The organism is Shewanella sp. NFH-SH190041 (genome assembly GCF_024363255.1).
Lineage (GTDB): Bacteria > Pseudomonadota > Gammaproteobacteria > Enterobacterales > Shewanellaceae > Shewanella.
On the sequence record NZ_AP026070.1, the window covers coordinates 2,889,014 to 2,905,104 of the forward strand.

Below are 16,091 nucleotides of genomic sequence, written 5' to 3' on the forward strand. Positions count from 1 at the left end.
CTGCCACCCTCAATATCCAACTAGTTGAAAGCCAATCATTTCAGTCTAACCTATTACCAATACACCATGGCTGTATCTGCAATGTGACAGCAAAAACGCCTGACCGCGCACCTTTACCTGATTCCCGCCACCTAGGTTTACTGTTATTCTATACAGCATTAATCACCAGTTAGAAACTACATGCTGCCGGAAAAAATCAAAACCCAAATCCGCACTATCTATAAAGAGATTGCTGCTGCACTGCCTCACTTCCGCTCCCGCCGTGAACAGAACTATATGGTGGCGGAAATTTCCAAAACACTGGCCGGGGAATACGATAAACACCGGCGCATCATCGTGGTAGAAGCCGGAACAGGTATTGGTAAATCCTTATCTTATATTCTTGGCACAATTCCATTGGCATTGGCCAGTAAAAAGAAAGTCTGTATTGCCACGGCAACGGTGGCCCTGCAGGAGCAGTTGCTACATAAAGATTTGCCGTTTTTCCTGCAACACAGCGGGCTGGATTTTAAATTCGGTCTGGTCAAAGGCCGCCAGCGTTATGTTTGTTTAGCAAAACTGGAAATGCTTATCGGCAGTGACAATGGTGTACAAATGGCTATGTGGCAGACCAAGCCAGATCAAAGTCAGGTTGAGCTGCTGCAAACCCTGCTAAAGGATTACCATGAAGGCCGCTGGAATGGTGAATTGGATACCTTAAAAACGCCAATTCCTGATCACTTGTGGCAGCAAATCGCTTGTGATAAACATAGCTGTCACCGTCAGAACAGCAGTCACCGCCAGTGCCCGTTCCATAAAGCCCGAGAAGATGTCGATAACTGGGATGTACTGATCGCCAACCACAGTTTGCTATTTGCTGATCTCGAGCTGGGAGGCGGTATTATTCTGCCCGAGCCGGAAGACATGTTTTATGTCATTGATGAAGCGCACCATTTGCCGATAGTAGCGCGGGATTTTTCCAGTGCCCAGGCCACAGCCAGAGCCGCCAGTGACTGGTTAGAAAAAACCATCAAACTCAGCGCTAAAATACAAAGCCAGCTGAAAACAACCCACATTATTAGCCCGGTGCAGCAGTTGCAGGATCAGATTGCCGATACTGCAGCTCAGCTAAACCAACTGGCTCAGTTCTGCGACAATCAGGCGGCTAATTTTGCCAATCCAGAGAACCGCTGGCGCTTTGAGCATGGCAAACTGCCTGATCATATTAAACGCCAAGCAGAAAACTTAGCCACCAGCAGTAATCAAGCGCTGAAGCATTACCATAAAATGCAGTCGGTACTGGCTGAGGCGATTAAAGATGGTGAGCTGCCCAAGCATCAGGCTGACAGCTTGACTGCCGACACAGGTTTTATGTTGCAGCGGCTGGAGAATCTGGCCAAGCTGTGGAAAATGATGGCCAAAGAAGACAATCCTAAAGGGGCGCCTATGGCGCGCTGGATTGAACAAATGGCCAATGGCAAACAGCAAGATTACCTGTTTTGTGCTTCCCCCATTGAAGTGGGTTTCATGCTGGAAACCATGTTGTGGGAAAAAGCGGCTGGCGTTGTACTGTGTAGTGCAACCCTGCAGGCGTTGAACCGTTTTGATCATTTTGCCCATCAGGTGGGGTTATCCTTGCATGACGGCAGCCGTTATCTGGCGCTGCAGTCCCCGTTTGATTTTGAAAATAATGCCACCCTCTATCTGCCCAAAATGCGAACAGAGCCAACTGATGACAGTTATACTGCCGAGCTGGCTGAACAAATTAAGGCTCTGGTCGAGGATGAAACGGCAACATTGGTGCTGTTTGCATCATACTGGCAGATGGAAAAAGTGGTCGACTTGCTAGAAGGCAAACTAAAACAGCCGCTATTGGTGCAGGGCACCGCCCCACGCCAGCAACTGCTGGAAAAACATAAACAGCGCTGTGACGATGGGCAGCATTCCATTATTTTTGGTACCGGCAGCTTTTCTGAAGGTCTGGATTTACCCGGGGATTATCTCACCAATTTAATCATTACCAAACTCCCTTTTGCCGTGCCAACATCACCGGTCGAGCAAGCACATTCGGAATATATCAAACTCAAAGGCGGTAACCCGTTTTTGCAGCTGACAATTCCAGATGCCTCGCGCAAACTTATCCAAAGTTGTGGTAGATTACTGCGCAAAGAACAGGACTATGGCCGGATAGCCATTTTAGATCGCCGGCTCATCAGCAAACGCTATGGAGCATCACTGCTCGATGCCCTGCCCCCTTACCGCCGGGTGATTGAATAAGCGACTGACATCACCAGATGACGGCATAAAGCATATAAAGGACAGCTTTGGAATTTTTAACCGATCCGGCCAGTATCGCCATCATTATTGCGGTGGGATTTGTCGCCGGCTTTATTGATGCCGTCGTCGGTGGTGGCGGGTTACTCTCCATTCCCGCCCTGCTAACACTGGGGCTACCGCCACAACTGGCGTTGGGCACAAATAAGTTAGCTGCCAGTTTTGGCTCTGTGATGTCCGCATTCACCTATTACCGACAACATTTTTTCCGCCCCGCATTCTGGTATCACTGCGCCATAGCCAGTTTCTGCGGCGCAGTGTTCGGTAGCCTTGCCGTGTCGGTACTGAGCGCAGCATGGCTGGCGCGTTTTCTACCACTGTTAATTATCGCGATGGCCATTTATACCCTGCTCAGTCCTAATGTGCTGGGAACAGAGCAAACCTTCCCCCCCAAAGCGGCGAGTCGGGCACGGCAATGGGGGACAGGGCTGTTACTGGGTGGCTATGATGGTTTTGCGGGCCCCGGCATAGGCGCGCTATGGATGGTTTGTGGTACCCGGCTGTTCGGCATGCCAGTACTCTATAGCTGTGGTCTGGCTCGGGCGATGACCTTTACCAGTAATGCCGTCGCGTTAACAGTATTTCTTAGCCTTGGGCTGGTCAGCCTGCCCGCGGGATTACTCATGGGATTATGCATGATGGCTGGCGCCGCAGTTGGGGCACGGGTCGCCATACGTTATGGTCTGCCCTTTATCCGACCTTTATTTACCATTATTGTGGTATTGATAGCCGCAAATCTGGCCTGGAGCGCCTGGCAGTGAAACATGAAAAACTTATCCAGCAGCTGCGTAATCAGTTGAAAAATATTGAGCAAGACGTGCTGCGCCATGATCAAAACCTTACCCGTCAGGACAGTAAACTCATCCAGAATTTAGAGCGCTTTAACAGTGAGCTCTTCCAGCAGACCGGCGGAAAGCTAGGGCCGTGTATTGCCCAGCTGTCCCGCAATATTGATCATTTGGAGCGGCAATTAAAGCTCAACCTATGTAATGACACCATTATGCTCAGTTGTGAACGGATCCAAGACAGATTCACCGCATTGATGCGCGCGCTCGGTACCACACGGCTGAACCTGAAAGATGCCAAACAAACGCAAGCCAGTAAAAAAGTGTCTTGGCAGCGGCGACAACAACACAGACATCAAGAATCCGGTTTTAGCTGGATCGCCTCGTCAGTGATGCAAAATAGCCACCAGCTATATGACGAACTTAACAAACATCTCAATTGGGCGAAAAAAATCGAGCAAAAGATCGCACAAATGCAACTCGGGCTTGAAAAATGTCCTGCTACTGAGAAAATCAGGCTGCAAAATGAAATTTTGGCGATGCACCGCCGACTGGGAAAATGCCGGCAGGCCATCAGCTATATCGAGGAGCGGATCCAACTGTTTGAACGCCCCCGTCGAGATCATTACCGTTAAGGAGCAACAATGAAAGCCTTTTTGCCTGCCGCCGTCCTGCTGGGGCTGCTGGGTCCTGTATCAGCTTGGGCCGGTACCCTGACCATTCCCATGAATTTTGAATATCTGGCGTTAGATGGTCAGGTGATAAAGTCCAGTATGTTTAAACATAAAGCGGATCTGAACCTCACGCCAGGGGAACACAAAATCGCTATCCGTTATAGCGATATGGTCGAAGATGACTATAGTGACAGCCAAAACTTCATTAAATCAGCTCCCTTTATTATCACCCTGACAGCGACTCAAAGCGGCCAGTATGCATTAACACCCGCTCAAGGTCAGGTTAAGTATCCAGAGCAATTTGCCAAACAACCGGACATCACCCTTCAAAGCAATAATAACGCACCTGTTACTTACCACGTCACCTATACCGATATTAAAGACAGCCATTTCCTCTCTCGGCTTATGGGGGATGACAGTGGTGTAAATATCAATGAAGCGGCAGCGGCGGCAACACTGCCTGCCGTGACAATACAACCGCAAACAACGGCTGTGACAGCAAATGTAAATCAAGCATCCCCAGCCGGCACCCTGGAAAGCCAGAGCCCGCAAGCGCCAAAAGCAACAACGCAAGATGCCGGACACGCTGAGCAAATGTTGCAGTATTGGTGGCAACAGGCTGATGAACCGACCCGGAAAGCCTTTATGAGCTGGGCGATTAAACAGCTCTAATGTTACCGCTTGTTTACCACGCCAGCTATTCGCAGCTGGCGTTACCACCCAAACACCGCTTCCCCATCGGTAAATATCGCAGCTTGTATCACACCCTTTGCCGCACAGGTTACGCCTCAGCGACAGATTTCCTGCAACCAACTCCCGTCAGCGAACAAGCGCTGTGCACAATTCATCATCCGGACTATGTCGCCAACTTTTTTCGCAATCAACTGCCACTTGCGACACAGCGCCGTATTGGGCTGCCCTGGAGTCAAGAGCTCGTCCAGCGCACCCGCTATGCCCTTGGCGGGACCGCTCTGACAGCGCAGCTTGCCTGGCAACAAGGCATTGCCCTGCATCTAACCGGGGGCTATCACCATGCCCATGCCGATTTCGGCAGTGGATTTTGTATTTTCAACGATCTGATTTTTGCCGCCAGACAACTGCTGGATACTACTGATACAGAGCGGGTACTCATCATTGACTGCGATGTACATCAAGGCGATGGCAGTGCGACTCTGGCGCAATTACACCCTGATATCATCACGTGCTCGTTGCATTGTGAAAAAAACTTTCCAGCCCGGAAATCGGATTCCGACTGTGACATTGCCCTGCCAAAGGGGTGTAACGATACTGATTATCTTGAGGCTCTCAGTCAGGTGGTCGGTTATTTAATCCGACTCCATCAACCCGATGTTATCTTGTATGACGCTGGGGTAGATGTGCATCAGGATGATGAGCTTGGCTATCTCAACCTGACTACGGCGGGTATTTATGCGCGGGATCACTGGGTATTACACACAGCTAAATGCGCTAACATCCCCATTGCTGCCGTGATTGGGGGAGGATATAGCCGAGATCTCCAAGCTTTAACCCAAAGACACCTGCAGTTATTTTTAGCCGCCAACGATGTCTTTGGCCGTTAACCATCAGATTTCATATAGGGGTTTACCATTACGCAGCTAGAATCAAATTCTTTTTAACGGAGGTAAGATACGACAACTTGCGCTGTTCATCTGGTGCAGTGGGGACAAGCCCTTTCTCCCAGTTCACCTTCAGGGAGCTGGCTGCAACCCCAAAAGCACAAGCAAATACATTAGGGATAGAGTCAAGCGCATATGGAGCTGTGAATGCTCCAACCACTGTTTTCCAATCCAATGAAACCTGCACTTTAACGTCAGACAACTGTAAGCAGCGCCAACGTTCACTCGTGACCCTCATTGAATCTTCAACAACTTTCCCAAAATCATGCAGAGCTAACCGTTGTGCTAGAGCACGATCTGGCTCTTTCTGAACATCCAGACAAACTTTATCCAAGTAATACCACAAAGCATCCAATTCATCCTTTCTTTCCAATTTGAACTGAAGAATATCTTCAAGATTTGTTCCGGAAGGAGGTACTGGGAGTATATTCGCTAACTCCATTTGAATATGATTTCGACTCTGGGCTAAGTCTTCTGTGAAGTAGCTATGCGTTCCACTCTGAGCGAGCACCCATTTACCAGGCTCCATGTCCATGTAGTACTTAGCCAAAAGCATCTGACAATCTATCAGCGGCTTAGAACCTTCCTTTCCACCAATAGAGCGAAGAGAAAACTTCGGCCTAGATATAATCTTTTGCTCTACAAGTAAATCTTCATGTGGTACCCCTACATGAACGATGTTATTTGTAGGTATAACTATATGATTCCAATAAAGGAGGTACTGGTTGAATGACTCAAGGCTAATTCCTGTACGAAATGAAAATCCATCTGATGCAAGAATTTCTATAGGTGAAACAATTATTCCTTTATCCATACGGTTAGCACTTCCCTAAATCAAACGACACAAATAACCAGTGTCCATACTACTCACAAACCATGCCTACTACCGTGAAAGGAAACAAAAACCGCGACAGCGCTCAAAGTTTTTACTAAAAAATCTGAGACGGTATATATAACTAATTACTCAGCCTATTACCCCCATAGCCCCGACCAAGAACCACCAGCCAAGCTCAAAGCCTCCACCAGCAGCCAATACATTAAGCACTGCACAGCCAGCCCTGCTTCATTCCCTTCCGGTCTATCGCAAAGGTATACCCTTACGAACAGACGAAAACACCTTTCGTAAAGAAGTTGACCAACTTATCCGGAAGAAACGAAAAATAAGGCGATTGAAATGCAATACATTTACGGGCGTGTTAGCACACAAGACCAGAATGTTGACCAATAGGTAGCACAGCTACAAAGCCAAGCAGGTTGGCAAAATACTGTCATCTTCAAGGAGAAGGCTTCAGGTAAGTCTGTCGCTGGCCGTGAGCAATTGTATAAATAAGGTAACTCTGGTCAGGTATTTGTTGACCGTAGTGATAGAAATCTTGCCGTTATTAGAATAATGCTGCTTGTATCTTAGGTTTTTTTCTTTGGTGAACTCATCAAACCTTATATCGCCCAGCAAAGTAATCATATCTTTGAAAGTCTTTCGATTTACATACTCTGAGTGAGTAGACCAAGCCTGCTGCCTGATTTTCTCCTGACAGAATAACTCTGTTACTTCACTCAACTTGGGCAGCTTAGGTTTATTCACCACAGGCGGGGAAGCTTCAACCGAAATAGCAACAGGTAACAGAGTTTGCTCTGGTGTGTCTTCCATCGGTTGAGCCAAGGCTTTCCCTTTAGCCACTAGCATGAGCTGCTGGAGGACGCCCCAAGAACGTCTAACCGCTTCCCGCTTGTCTTTAGTTGACAGTGATTTGCGTAACTCACGCTTACCAATAACTGATCGCTGGTCTTCAGGTACAACGACTCTGGCATACCAAACACCATGCCGAGATAGGAATAGATAAGGACTTGATTGAGAGGCTCTGGTTGAACTCAAAGTGTACCACCTTGTGTACCACCAAGGCGTTTTCAGAGCTAACCTTTTGATAAGGCTTAGAAATGGAGATGGCCCCAGAGCCACACCCCGGCACACGAGTCGCCTGCTGCGGTTGCTCCCTTCCGGGCCTGGCCGAGTTCACAGGTTATCATTGCGGGGGGACCCTGGGGCCACCACAGAATTTGTCAGTTCGCTGACAACGACGAGATTATTACCTAAGCGCGGCTGGCAATCAAGCCGATAGACGATATTTGTCCGCTTTATCTGTCTGATTGCACAATCAATAAACAAATAACCCATAGCCCGTATGTAGGCTATGGGTTTTATTCAAACGCTGTCACAGACTTAGCAACCCCTGATTCTGTTTTATAATAGTCGGGCCAATACCTTTGACTTTAATCAACTCATCCACTGACTGAAAATCTCCATATCGCTTACGGTATTCCACAATAGCTTTCGCTTTGGTAATACCTATCCCTCGCAGGGCTTGTAACTGCTCAACGGAAGCGGTATTCACCTGAATCGTCATTGGATAGCCCCTTGATACTGGGGCCTGCTGCATTTGACTATCAGACTGCCGTTCTGCCGCCACCCCAATAGGTGCCATCAATAACATGCCACAGAAGGTTGCAGCTAAAGGGATACGAGATAGCATACGCTTCATCATTCACTCCTTTGAATAAATTGTCTGCCTGAGCAGAGTCGGGATCTAAACCCTAGCCCAGCTCGGAGGTACTTGCAAAATCAGATCTATATCAAATTTTAAAAATCAAAAAATGGGATTAACATCGCAATTATGCAAGCTAATTTATTTTCAGATAATGAAGCGTCTTAACGCATTGAATAACAACCATAACCACTGTAGTGAAATTTTTATGACATAAATTTGTACTTTTGCAGACAATCTCGGTCAATATACTCACAAAATAAGCAGTTCTTACTGATGGAATGAAATCTAACCACAAACTGACACTGCTTCCCACCAGCGCAATTTTCCCCTACATTGTCGCCTGACTTATCACAGAGGATGTTGTTTATGTCAGGGATCACCGGAAGCCCATTACCTGAGCCGCCACCACAGCAGACCATCCATCACCGCCAACTGACTATTCTGGCGGCGGATATTGTACTTTTGTTTGCGATGCAAAACCTGCTGCCCTTTGACGCTGGTGTCAATATTGGTCTGTCCATGCTGGTATTTGCCGCCATACTCTGGCTAACTGAAGCCATTCATATCAGTGTTACCGCGATACTTATTCCTATTCTGGCTGTCTTATTTGGTGTGTTTGATACCAAAGAAGCCATGAGCAATTTTGCTAACCCCATTATTTATCTGTTTTTTGGTGGTTTTGTGCTGGCCGCTGCACTAAACAGCCAAGGGATTGACCGGCTGATCGCCCAAAAAGTGCTACGCGCCTCCAAGGGAAAACTGGCAACGGCTTGTATTTTGCTATTTATAGTCACCGCAGCCCTGTCTATGTGGATCAGTAATACCGCCACCACGGCCATGATGCTGCCCCTAGCCTTAGGCATTTTGCGCCAGCTTGATTTTACTGAACATAAGCGTACCTACCTATTTATGCTGCTAGGTATCGCCTATTCAGCCAACATCGGCGGTATCGGCACCCTAGTCGGCAGCCCGCCCAATGCAATTGCCGCGGCGCAAGCTGGGTTGAGTTTTGCAGACTGGCTGTCATTTGGTCTCACGACCGTAGCCATCTTATTGCCCGCGATGCTGATCGCCCTATACCTTTATTTCAAACCCGATCTCTCCATACGCTGCCATGTTGATGAAGAAAAAGTGGCTTTAAACTGGGGCGGGAAGCTGACACTGGTGATCTTTATCTCCACCGTTGTGTGCTGGATTTTCTCCAAGCCACTGGCTAAAGCGCTCGGCGGTATTCCCCAATTTGACACCATTGTGGCACTCAGTGCCGTAGTGCTACTGGCAGGGCTGGGTTTGGTAGAGTGGAAAAAAATTGAGCAAACCACCGACTGGGGCGTACTGATTCTGTTCGGTGGCGGTCTGACGTTAAGTGCAGTGCTCAAGGCCACCGGCACCTCGGTATTCTTAGCCCATATGGTGACAGATATTTTCGGCAACACCCATATGGCACTGTTTGTTTTTGTGGTGATATTCTTTGTCATCATGCTAACAGAATTTGCCAGTAATACCGCCAGTGCAGCATTGTTGGTTCCCGTATTTGCGGCCATTGCTGAGGCATTGGGGTTATCACCAGTGATGCTGTCAGTGCTTATCGGTATTGCGGCTTCCTGCGCCTTTATGTTGCCAGTGGCCACACCGCCCAATGCCATCGTCTATGGCTCGGGCTATATCAAACAATCTGAGATGATGCGTGCAGGTTTGGTGATCAATATTCTCAGTATGTTGGTGCTATATATCATTGCCCATAGCTTCTGGGGGATTTAGCTGAAAAGCGAATAGAGTTTACGATATTTCCCACGCTTTAAGAAAAAGCCGAATTAGGACATTCGGCTCTCACGCATCATTTGTAGCGTCTGATTGCAACTAACCCCATTACCAGCATGCTAATCCATCCTAACGCGCCACCAGAAGTCCCTGTTTCAACTTCTGGTTCAGGGGTTGGCTTTGGGGTTGGTTTTACGTCATCGTTCGCAACTCGGATGATTGCGCTCCCTTGTTCAACTGTCAATTTACGAGGAAAGACTAACTCAGCCGTCACTGTCTGATCTTCATAGTTTGAAGCAGTATCTTTGAGGGATATTTTCACTGTTTGCTCTGCCTGCTCGGGAGCAAATTTAATTTCAACCAGCTCATCACTATTAATGACCGATAGGTTTTCAGGCCCATTAAGAAGCAAATACACTTTTGTCGCTTGAGATACGTCACCATCTCTGGATACACGGATATCGAGGACGCCATCAGCTTCATTTATCTGGTATTCGGTATGATCCAAACTCACGGTGCCGATAGTGACAGCCTGATCACGAACATTTGCGTATACGGGCGCGTGTTCGGCAATAATCCGATCATTATCGGTTAAACCATCCTCACCACATGGCTCACCATTGATGAACGTATCAGGGTTTGAGAAGTCAGGGGTCAAATCGGAGTTGATAACATGCCACATCGCGGTTTTTTTACCGCCACAAGTGCTTGCATGGGCGTAGCCTTCTGGATCAAACATTACCTCCCTTTCGTGATCTGCTTGAAATATATGTCCAAACTCATGTGCAATCACTGTTTTAGCTGGTTTAAGCAATACAACATTATCGAGTCTACCATTATCGATATAACCTGCGACCCCTCGCAAATCGAACACAACCTCACCTTCATGCTCGACCGCATAAGGTGAGTGAATGATCAGCGCAACATCCACACCATAATCCTGATACTGTTTATATATCTCAGGAAGCACCAGCCCAGATGTTTTCCCTGCATTTACCAGCCAATCAAAATCTGTAATAAATTCATGCATAGCATCAAAACCACCGGAAAATTGCCCACTGGCGGGGTTGTATTTACCCATATATTGATTGCTTATGTCGAAATTATTAATAAATTCAGTATGAGACTGTAAGTATAGAGCCGCATATTCAGGTGATGAGCCGCTACTTATTAAATCAGCCGTTTTCACCTCAATATAAGACTCCATTGCTGCCGGGAAATCGCTTAAATCATAATCTTCAACACCAACCAAATTAATGACGATATTTTCACCGACTTTAGAGAACGTTTCATTGGTGTACTCAAAGCCGCTTTGCAAGAAACGGACAATATCAGCCTTATTTGAAAAACCGGGCAAGTCGTATGCGGTGGGGTGTAAAAAAACAACTACATCAACCCGTCTGTCGGATGGGTCAAACGTAGAGTGACAAGCCTGGTAAGGTTTTTCTTCGGCATACAAGCCACCTGACGGCCTGCCACATGGCGTAATTTCGGAAATATTGACCGGAATTTCCCATTGATTGCTTGGTACAAAATTATCTGGCGGTGGCGTCCAATCATCAGTTAGTGATGAGGCTTGCTTTGTAGCGTTAAGCGTGGGTTTGGCGACAGCAATATGTTTGTGGCCTGAGCTTGCAAACTTATCTGCAGCTTGCTGACTAATGTAGGTTGTGGCCCCTAAGAAAGGACTAATCATTAGCACTAGAGTAGTAAGTAACGCAGTGGCTATTCCGTTATGTTGAACTCGTTTATGTAACAACACCATATTCCTCAATTAGTGGATAGTAATATTAGAGTTGTTACACTTAAGCCAATTTTTCTAAAAAAAACATAAGTAAAAATAATGAAATGCTGTATCACTAACAAACCAACATTTATCATCCAATACAAATCAACAAAGGCTAAAGCCAAGCATAAATAATTGGAATTTACTGTTATTGATAAGCTTTTAGCCTTTGAGGTTTTTACTATTACATCGATGCCAGAGCCGTATTTAAATCCTCTAGCAAATCCTCAACAGACTCTAACCCAATGGAAATCCGCAGTAAGCTGTCACTTATTCCTGCCGCTTGCCGCGCTTCCGGTGTATAAGGAGAATGAGTCATGGATGCCGGATGCTGAATAAGGGATTCAGCATCACCCAAGCTAACCGCAATGGTGAACAACGACAGGCTATTCACCAATGCCACGGCCTGCTGATAATCACCGTCTAATTCAAAGGCGATAACGCCTCCGGCCCGTTTCATCTGTGGCCCAAGCAAATCATGTCCCGGATGACTTGCCAAGCCGGGATAATAAACACGTTTTACCTTGGGGTGATCTGCCAGCATATTGGCCACCAATTCGGCGTTATCACAATGGCGCTGCATACGTACATCTAAGGTTTTTAATCCACGCAAAATCAGCCAGGCATCATGGGGAGAAATCACCGCACCAATATCTTTGAGGATCTCGCCTTTTACTTGATCAATATCCCCGTGACGGCCACAGACCATGCCGGCAATGACATCACCATGGCCATTTAAATATTTAGTGGCACTATGGATCACCATATCAATACCAAACCCCAGCGGTTGCTGCAGCAATGGTGTCATAAAGGTGTTATCCACAATAGAAAACAGCTGATGGCGCTTCGCAATGGCAGCAATAGCAGCAAGGTCATATACCGCTAAATGGGGGTTTACCGGCGTCTCACAGAAGATCACCTTGGTATTATCCTGCACCGCCTGCTCTACTGCGTTTAAATCGGCAAAATCGACCAGGCTAACTTCAATACCAAAACGGGTAAATAGCTCAGTCAGTAGAGAAAAGGTACAGCCATAAACTGCATTAGAAGCCACCAGATGATCGCCTCCCCGCAGCCGTGACAATAACGCCGCCGAGACAGCCCCCATTCCAGAGGCCGTGGCTGCTGCAGCTTGAGCCCCTTCCAGCAATGCCATGCGTCGCTCAAGTTCAGCCGTGGTGGGATTTCCCAAACGGGTATAAATAAAGCCAGCTTCATCACCAGCAAAACGAGCGCCGCCCTGCTGTGCAGAGCTAAACGCAAAAGTGGCGCTCTGGTATAACGGGGGCACCAAACTGCCCTGTCCCTCGGCCTGATGGCCACCATGAATGGTTAATGTCGGCAATTGCCAGGAGGTCTTATCCATAATGCTTCCTTGTTTGTGTGCCGCCCAGTCGATTACCACCAGCCTGAATCTTCTTAATTTATTGTCACAGGCTTTGGTCTGTTCTGGCTAAATATGCCAAGCACTGACCTTCGATGGGAATTGATAAGTCGACTGATGAGCTATCAGTAACAGTAAAAGACCGGGCGCAGGCCTATACCCCTGCTCAACCATACGATCACGGCTGAATGGAAAACATCTTACCGCCCAATTTACCTCGCTGCCGCATGTAAATCATTTGTTACGTTCAACGGATTCCGATGCTAAGTCTCCTTGCAACGCCCGGGTCGAAAAGTGTTTTAATTCCCCCAGCAGCGCCTTATGCATCTGGCGCAGTTTGGGTTTATTTTGCGAGGTAAATGGCAAAGGGCGACACAACGCCATTGCCTGAAAACCTAATCTGGCTGTGAGCATGCCGCCACCAAGTCCTTGTGCTAAGCGACTAGACAACTTACCCGCCAGCTCCATCGACAATAACTGACTGCCAAGATCGACCGCCACTTCACTGATCCCGGCATAAAGAATATTCGCCACAATTCCGCGAAATAACTTCACCCGACTCCAGTACCCCAGCTTTACCCCATAGAGTGCCGCGACTGCACGGATCATTTTCTGATTGCGCCACAACACCATCGCCATATCCAACACAGCTAAGGGGCTAGCTGCCAAGAGTAGCGCTGACTCAACACTGTACTTATGCACTAAAGCCTGGGCCTGCTTATCCACTGGCTGTAATACCAATTCATCAAACAGCAGGAGTGACTCGGCATCATTGTGCTCAGCCCGACTTAGCTGGCGGTAGCGCTCAAGCCCGGCACTGGACGGTAAATTTGCCGCTACTTGGGCTAAAAAGGGCTGCGCTTCCCCCAATTGCACTGAATCCATCAATCTGTGTGACTGGGCCTGGCGGCTCTCCACCCGCTTAAGCTCACCTAATAAGCGCCACTCTCGCCATAATGTCCGGCCGCCCCAGAGTAAAACCAACAATAATACCCCGCTATACAAGCCAAACAGCCATGGGGAGGTTTGCCAAGCATGATAAAGCCCTAGCCCGGTATTGGTGGTTAACAATACCAATATCCCCAGCAAGGCAAGTTTTCCTAACTTAGAAAGTCCGACGCGACTGCGACCAAGTAAAGACTGGCCAGTAAGAGAAGCAGTATGGGCGTTGTTTGGATCTGCGCCACTATGGGCATCAAGCAAAGCTGCAAGTTCAGCCTCATCATCGGTTTGCACGGCATCGTGTTGTGTCTGTTCACGCCTTTGCGGGGAAAACTCGGCGCTGAAATGTTGCGCTTTGCGCAAAGGTGGATGTGACTGCGATGGCGCCGAAGGGGAAGCGCTACTGTGAATATCACTTTTTTTAACCGATGCCTCTGTAGGCGTGGTTTGCCTATCAGCGTCAATATCAAGCTGCATATGCGCTGTAGTCTCTTGAGGCGACGCTGTGGTATGCAGCTGTCTGGGGCGTAATCTGCGTGGTTCGGTATTCACATCCCTGTTAGCTTGAGCACGAGCATCCGTTGCCGCAAGCGATGATTGCTGTGAGTCTGCTGTTGCCTGTGTTCGCTTAACAGACGGCTTCGCCACGGTAAGATCATCACTTGAATGATTACCAGTATCCGACGCTAGCCTGCTATTAATAGCGTCTATTTCACCATCCACACTGGCACTATCACTGGCACTATCCTCAGAGTAAGCGGCATTTTTTTCTTCGTGGTCGGTAAGATGCTTATTTTTACGGTTGTTTTTACGATTATTGCTGCGGGTAAAAATCATGCCAATTTATCCCCTAACAAATACTCAAGCAGATGATCCAAACGGATATGCGCCAGTGTGGCTCGGGCAGCATCCTCCGATAACGGTCGGGGGCTAAACGCGGTAAATTCAAATCCCTGCCCCTGCCAAAACGCATTCCCCGGTAAGCGCGTTGGAACATCACCGGGAAACAGGGTTAGCGGCTCAGCACTGTCCAGTGCCTGCCCTTGTATCACATTAATCGTCTCCCCTTGTTGCTGCACTGTGCCTGGGCGAGTTGCGCGAATGGCACTGATGGCCATAGTCTCCACAGTGCACCCTTCAAATTTGGCATAGTGCCGGCTTTGCTGCAGCACATCGGCCAATAGGCTGACCATATGCCCCTGCTGATCCGCAGTGACATGATCCGCTTTACTGGCAGCAAACAATAAGCGATCGATTCGAGGGGCAAATAAACGGCGTAGTAAACTACTACGGCCAAAGTGGAAACTGCCCATAATATCCCCCAATGCCGCGGTCATATCATCAAACTGCGCTTTACCCCGATTTAACGCCGACAGGCAATCCACCAGCACCACCTGGCGATCAAAGTGGGCAAAGTGATCCCGATAGAATGGCCTAACAACCTGACTGACATATTGCTGATAACGGTGTTTAAGCACCGCAAACACACTTGAAGAAGGTGCTTGAGATAAGGTAGCCATCTCATCTGCAGACTTAAATACAGGAAAAAACGCCAGTAGTGGCGTGCCCGCTAATTCCCCCGGCAATAACATGCGCCCGGGCTGTGCCAAATAAAATCCTTGCTGATGCACCATATCTTGCAATAACACCTGATACTGTTCGGCTATGGCGGCCAAACGGGTATCATCAGCCTTGGCCAGTAAGTCCAGCTCTGCCAATGCACCGGCAAATGCCTCATAGGCTGGAGAGCGACGCAAAATGGCTTGCCGTGCCAATTGCTGTTGGCACCAGTGTTCAAAACTGAGCTCAAGCATAGGCAAATCCAACAGCCATTCACCGGGATAGTCAATAATATCCAAATACAAAGTGGCGCTGTCTGTTAACTTTGCCAATATGCCCTGTTGTGGCCGATAACGCAGTGCCAGGCGGATTTCACTGATATTACGGGTAGAGCTTGGCCAGCGTGGCGGTGTGTCAGTTAATGCTGTCATAGCGCCTTGATAATCAAAGCTGGCCAAGCGCAAATCAGGTTGTAGCTCACGGCGAACCCCAATCAGCCGCTGCTGCCGACAGACCTGCCATAGCGGCAGTTGTTGCTCTGGTCTGTCTGCCAATAATTGATTGACCAAGCCGGTGATAAATGCGGTTTTTCCGGCACCGGATAGCCCAGTAACAGCTAATCGTAGATGGCGGTCTGCGCCGCGATGTACCATATCGGCTGCCCGGCCGGAAAGTGATGCCCATGTACTGCGCACTTTTCCCATAG

General features: G+C 48.1%; 13 protein-coding genes and 1 other RNA gene. 6 read left to right on the plus strand and 8 right to left on the minus strand.

Annotation, left to right across the window (positions count from 1 at the left end):
• The first annotated feature begins 180 nt into the window (after positions 1-180).
• From dinG to NFHSH190041_RS12855, 5 genes are read left to right on the plus strand one after another with little or no spacing between them, the layout of a single operon-like run.
• Entirely contained in the window at positions 181-2,256 is a 2,076-nt protein-coding gene (gene dinG, locus NFHSH190041_RS12835) for an ATP-dependent DNA helicase DinG (protein WP_261922198.1), read from the plus strand.
• Positions 2,257-2,303: 47 nt separating this feature from the next.
• The gene (locus NFHSH190041_RS12840; RefSeq protein WP_261922199.1) at positions 2,304-3,074 is read left to right on the plus strand and encodes a sulfite exporter TauE/SafE family protein; all 771 of its coding nucleotides are present in this window, start codon (positions 2,304-2,306) and stop codon (positions 3,072-3,074) included.
• Positions 3,071-3,733: a primosomal replication protein gene (locus NFHSH190041_RS12845; RefSeq protein ID WP_261922200.1), complete on the plus strand. Its 663-nt coding sequence runs from the start codon at positions 3,071-3,073 to the stop codon at positions 3,731-3,733. The genes NFHSH190041_RS12840 and NFHSH190041_RS12845 overlap by 4 nt, the downstream gene beginning before the upstream one ends.
• A gap of 9 nt (positions 3,734-3,742) precedes the next feature.
• Positions 3,743-4,444: a DUF2057 domain-containing protein gene (locus tag NFHSH190041_RS12850; protein ID WP_261922201.1), complete on the plus strand. Its 702-nt coding sequence runs from the start codon at positions 3,743-3,745 to the stop codon at positions 4,442-4,444.
• The gene (locus tag NFHSH190041_RS12855; RefSeq protein ID WP_261922202.1) at positions 4,444-5,352 is read left to right on the plus strand and encodes a histone deacetylase; all 909 of its coding nucleotides are present in this window, start codon (positions 4,444-4,446) and stop codon (positions 5,350-5,352) included. Before NFHSH190041_RS12850 ends, NFHSH190041_RS12855 begins: the two co-directional genes overlap by 1 nt.
• A gap of 28 nt (positions 5,353-5,380) precedes the next feature.
• Here NFHSH190041_RS12855 and NFHSH190041_RS12860 read toward each other — a convergent pair whose 3' ends face one another.
• The 4 genes from NFHSH190041_RS12860 to NFHSH190041_RS12875 all read right to left on the minus strand — a co-directional run bounded on the left by NFHSH190041_RS12860 (position 5,381) and on the right by NFHSH190041_RS12875 (position 7,949).
• A complete protein-coding gene (locus NFHSH190041_RS12860; protein ID WP_261922203.1) occupies positions 5,381-6,223 on the minus strand; it encodes a DUF6236 family protein in 843 nt (280 codons plus the stop codon).
• 474 nt (positions 6,224-6,697) lie between these two features.
• Positions 6,698-7,282, minus strand: coding sequence for a DUF6538 domain-containing protein (locus NFHSH190041_RS12865; RefSeq protein ID WP_261922204.1), 585 nt, complete (start codon positions 7,280-7,282; stop codon positions 6,698-6,700).
• 71 nt (positions 7,283-7,353) lie between these two features.
• An RNA gene (ffs, locus tag NFHSH190041_RS12870) (signal recognition particle sRNA small type) lies at positions 7,354-7,450 on the minus strand.
• 169 nt (positions 7,451-7,619) lie between these two features.
• The gene (locus NFHSH190041_RS12875) at positions 7,620-7,949 is read right to left on the minus strand and encodes a ComEA family DNA-binding protein (RefSeq protein ID WP_261922205.1); all 330 of its coding nucleotides are present in this window, start codon (positions 7,947-7,949) and stop codon (positions 7,620-7,622) included.
• A gap of 369 nt (positions 7,950-8,318) precedes the next feature.
• Between NFHSH190041_RS12875 and NFHSH190041_RS12880 the strand changes: the two genes are divergently transcribed.
• Positions 8,319-9,713: an SLC13 family permease gene (locus tag NFHSH190041_RS12880; RefSeq protein WP_261922206.1), complete on the plus strand. Its 1,395-nt coding sequence runs from the start codon at positions 8,319-8,321 to the stop codon at positions 9,711-9,713.
• Between the two features lie 76 nt (positions 9,714-9,789).
• On the opposite strand, the gene NFHSH190041_RS12885 is transcribed toward NFHSH190041_RS12880, so the two are convergent.
• From NFHSH190041_RS12885 to NFHSH190041_RS12900, 4 genes are all read right to left on the minus strand, one after another.
• Positions 9,790-11,478, minus strand: coding sequence for a GlyGly-CTERM sorting domain-containing protein (locus NFHSH190041_RS12885; protein WP_261922207.1), 1,689 nt, complete (start codon positions 11,476-11,478; stop codon positions 9,790-9,792).
• A gap of 205 nt (positions 11,479-11,683) precedes the next feature.
• Positions 11,684-12,865, minus strand: a complete 1,182-nt coding sequence (locus tag NFHSH190041_RS12890; protein WP_261922208.1) for a trans-sulfuration enzyme family protein — start codon at positions 12,863-12,865, stop codon at positions 11,684-11,686.
• A gap of 252 nt (positions 12,866-13,117) precedes the next feature.
• A complete protein-coding gene (locus NFHSH190041_RS12895) occupies positions 13,118-14,662 on the minus strand; it encodes a YcjF family protein (RefSeq protein ID WP_261922209.1) in 1,545 nt (514 codons plus the stop codon).
• The gene (locus NFHSH190041_RS12900) at positions 14,659-16,089 is read right to left on the minus strand and encodes a YcjX family protein (RefSeq protein ID WP_261922210.1); all 1,431 of its coding nucleotides are present in this window, start codon (positions 16,087-16,089) and stop codon (positions 14,659-14,661) included. The genes NFHSH190041_RS12895 and NFHSH190041_RS12900 overlap by 4 nt, the downstream gene beginning before the upstream one ends.
• Positions 16,090-16,091 lie beyond the last annotated feature (2 nt).

Excerpts from the sequence above, each read along its gene's own strand:
- dinG (WP_261922198.1), top strand. The coding sequence starts at position 181 with ATGCTGCCGGAAAAAATCAAAACCCAAATCCGCACTATCTATAAAGAG.
- NFHSH190041_RS12850 (WP_261922201.1), top strand. The coding sequence starts at position 3,743 with ATGAAAGCCTTTTTGCCTGCCGCCGTCCTGCTGGGGCTGCTGGGTCCT.
- NFHSH190041_RS12855 (WP_261922202.1), top strand. The coding sequence starts at position 4,444 with ATGTTACCGCTTGTTTACCACGCCAGCTATTCGCAGCTGGCGTTACCA.
- NFHSH190041_RS12860 (WP_261922203.1), bottom strand. The coding sequence starts at position 6,223 with ATGGATAAAGGAATAATTGTTTCACCTATAGAAATTCTTGCATCAGAT.
- NFHSH190041_RS12875 (WP_261922205.1), bottom strand. The coding sequence starts at position 7,949 with ATGATGAAGCGTATGCTATCTCGTATCCCTTTAGCTGCAACCTTCTGT.
- NFHSH190041_RS12880 (WP_261922206.1), top strand. The coding sequence starts at position 8,319 with ATGTCAGGGATCACCGGAAGCCCATTACCTGAGCCGCCACCACAGCAG.
- NFHSH190041_RS12885 (WP_261922207.1), bottom strand. The coding sequence starts at position 11,478 with ATGGTGTTGTTACATAAACGAGTTCAACATAACGGAATAGCCACTGCG.
- NFHSH190041_RS12890 (WP_261922208.1), bottom strand. The coding sequence starts at position 12,865 with ATGGATAAGACCTCCTGGCAATTGCCGACATTAACCATTCATGGTGGC.
- NFHSH190041_RS12895 (WP_261922209.1), bottom strand. The coding sequence starts at position 14,662 with ATGATTTTTACCCGCAGCAATAATCGTAAAAACAACCGTAAAAATAAG.
- NFHSH190041_RS12900 (WP_261922210.1), bottom strand. The coding sequence starts at position 16,089 with ATGGGAAAAGTGCGCAGTACATGGGCATCACTTTCCGGCCGGGCAGCC.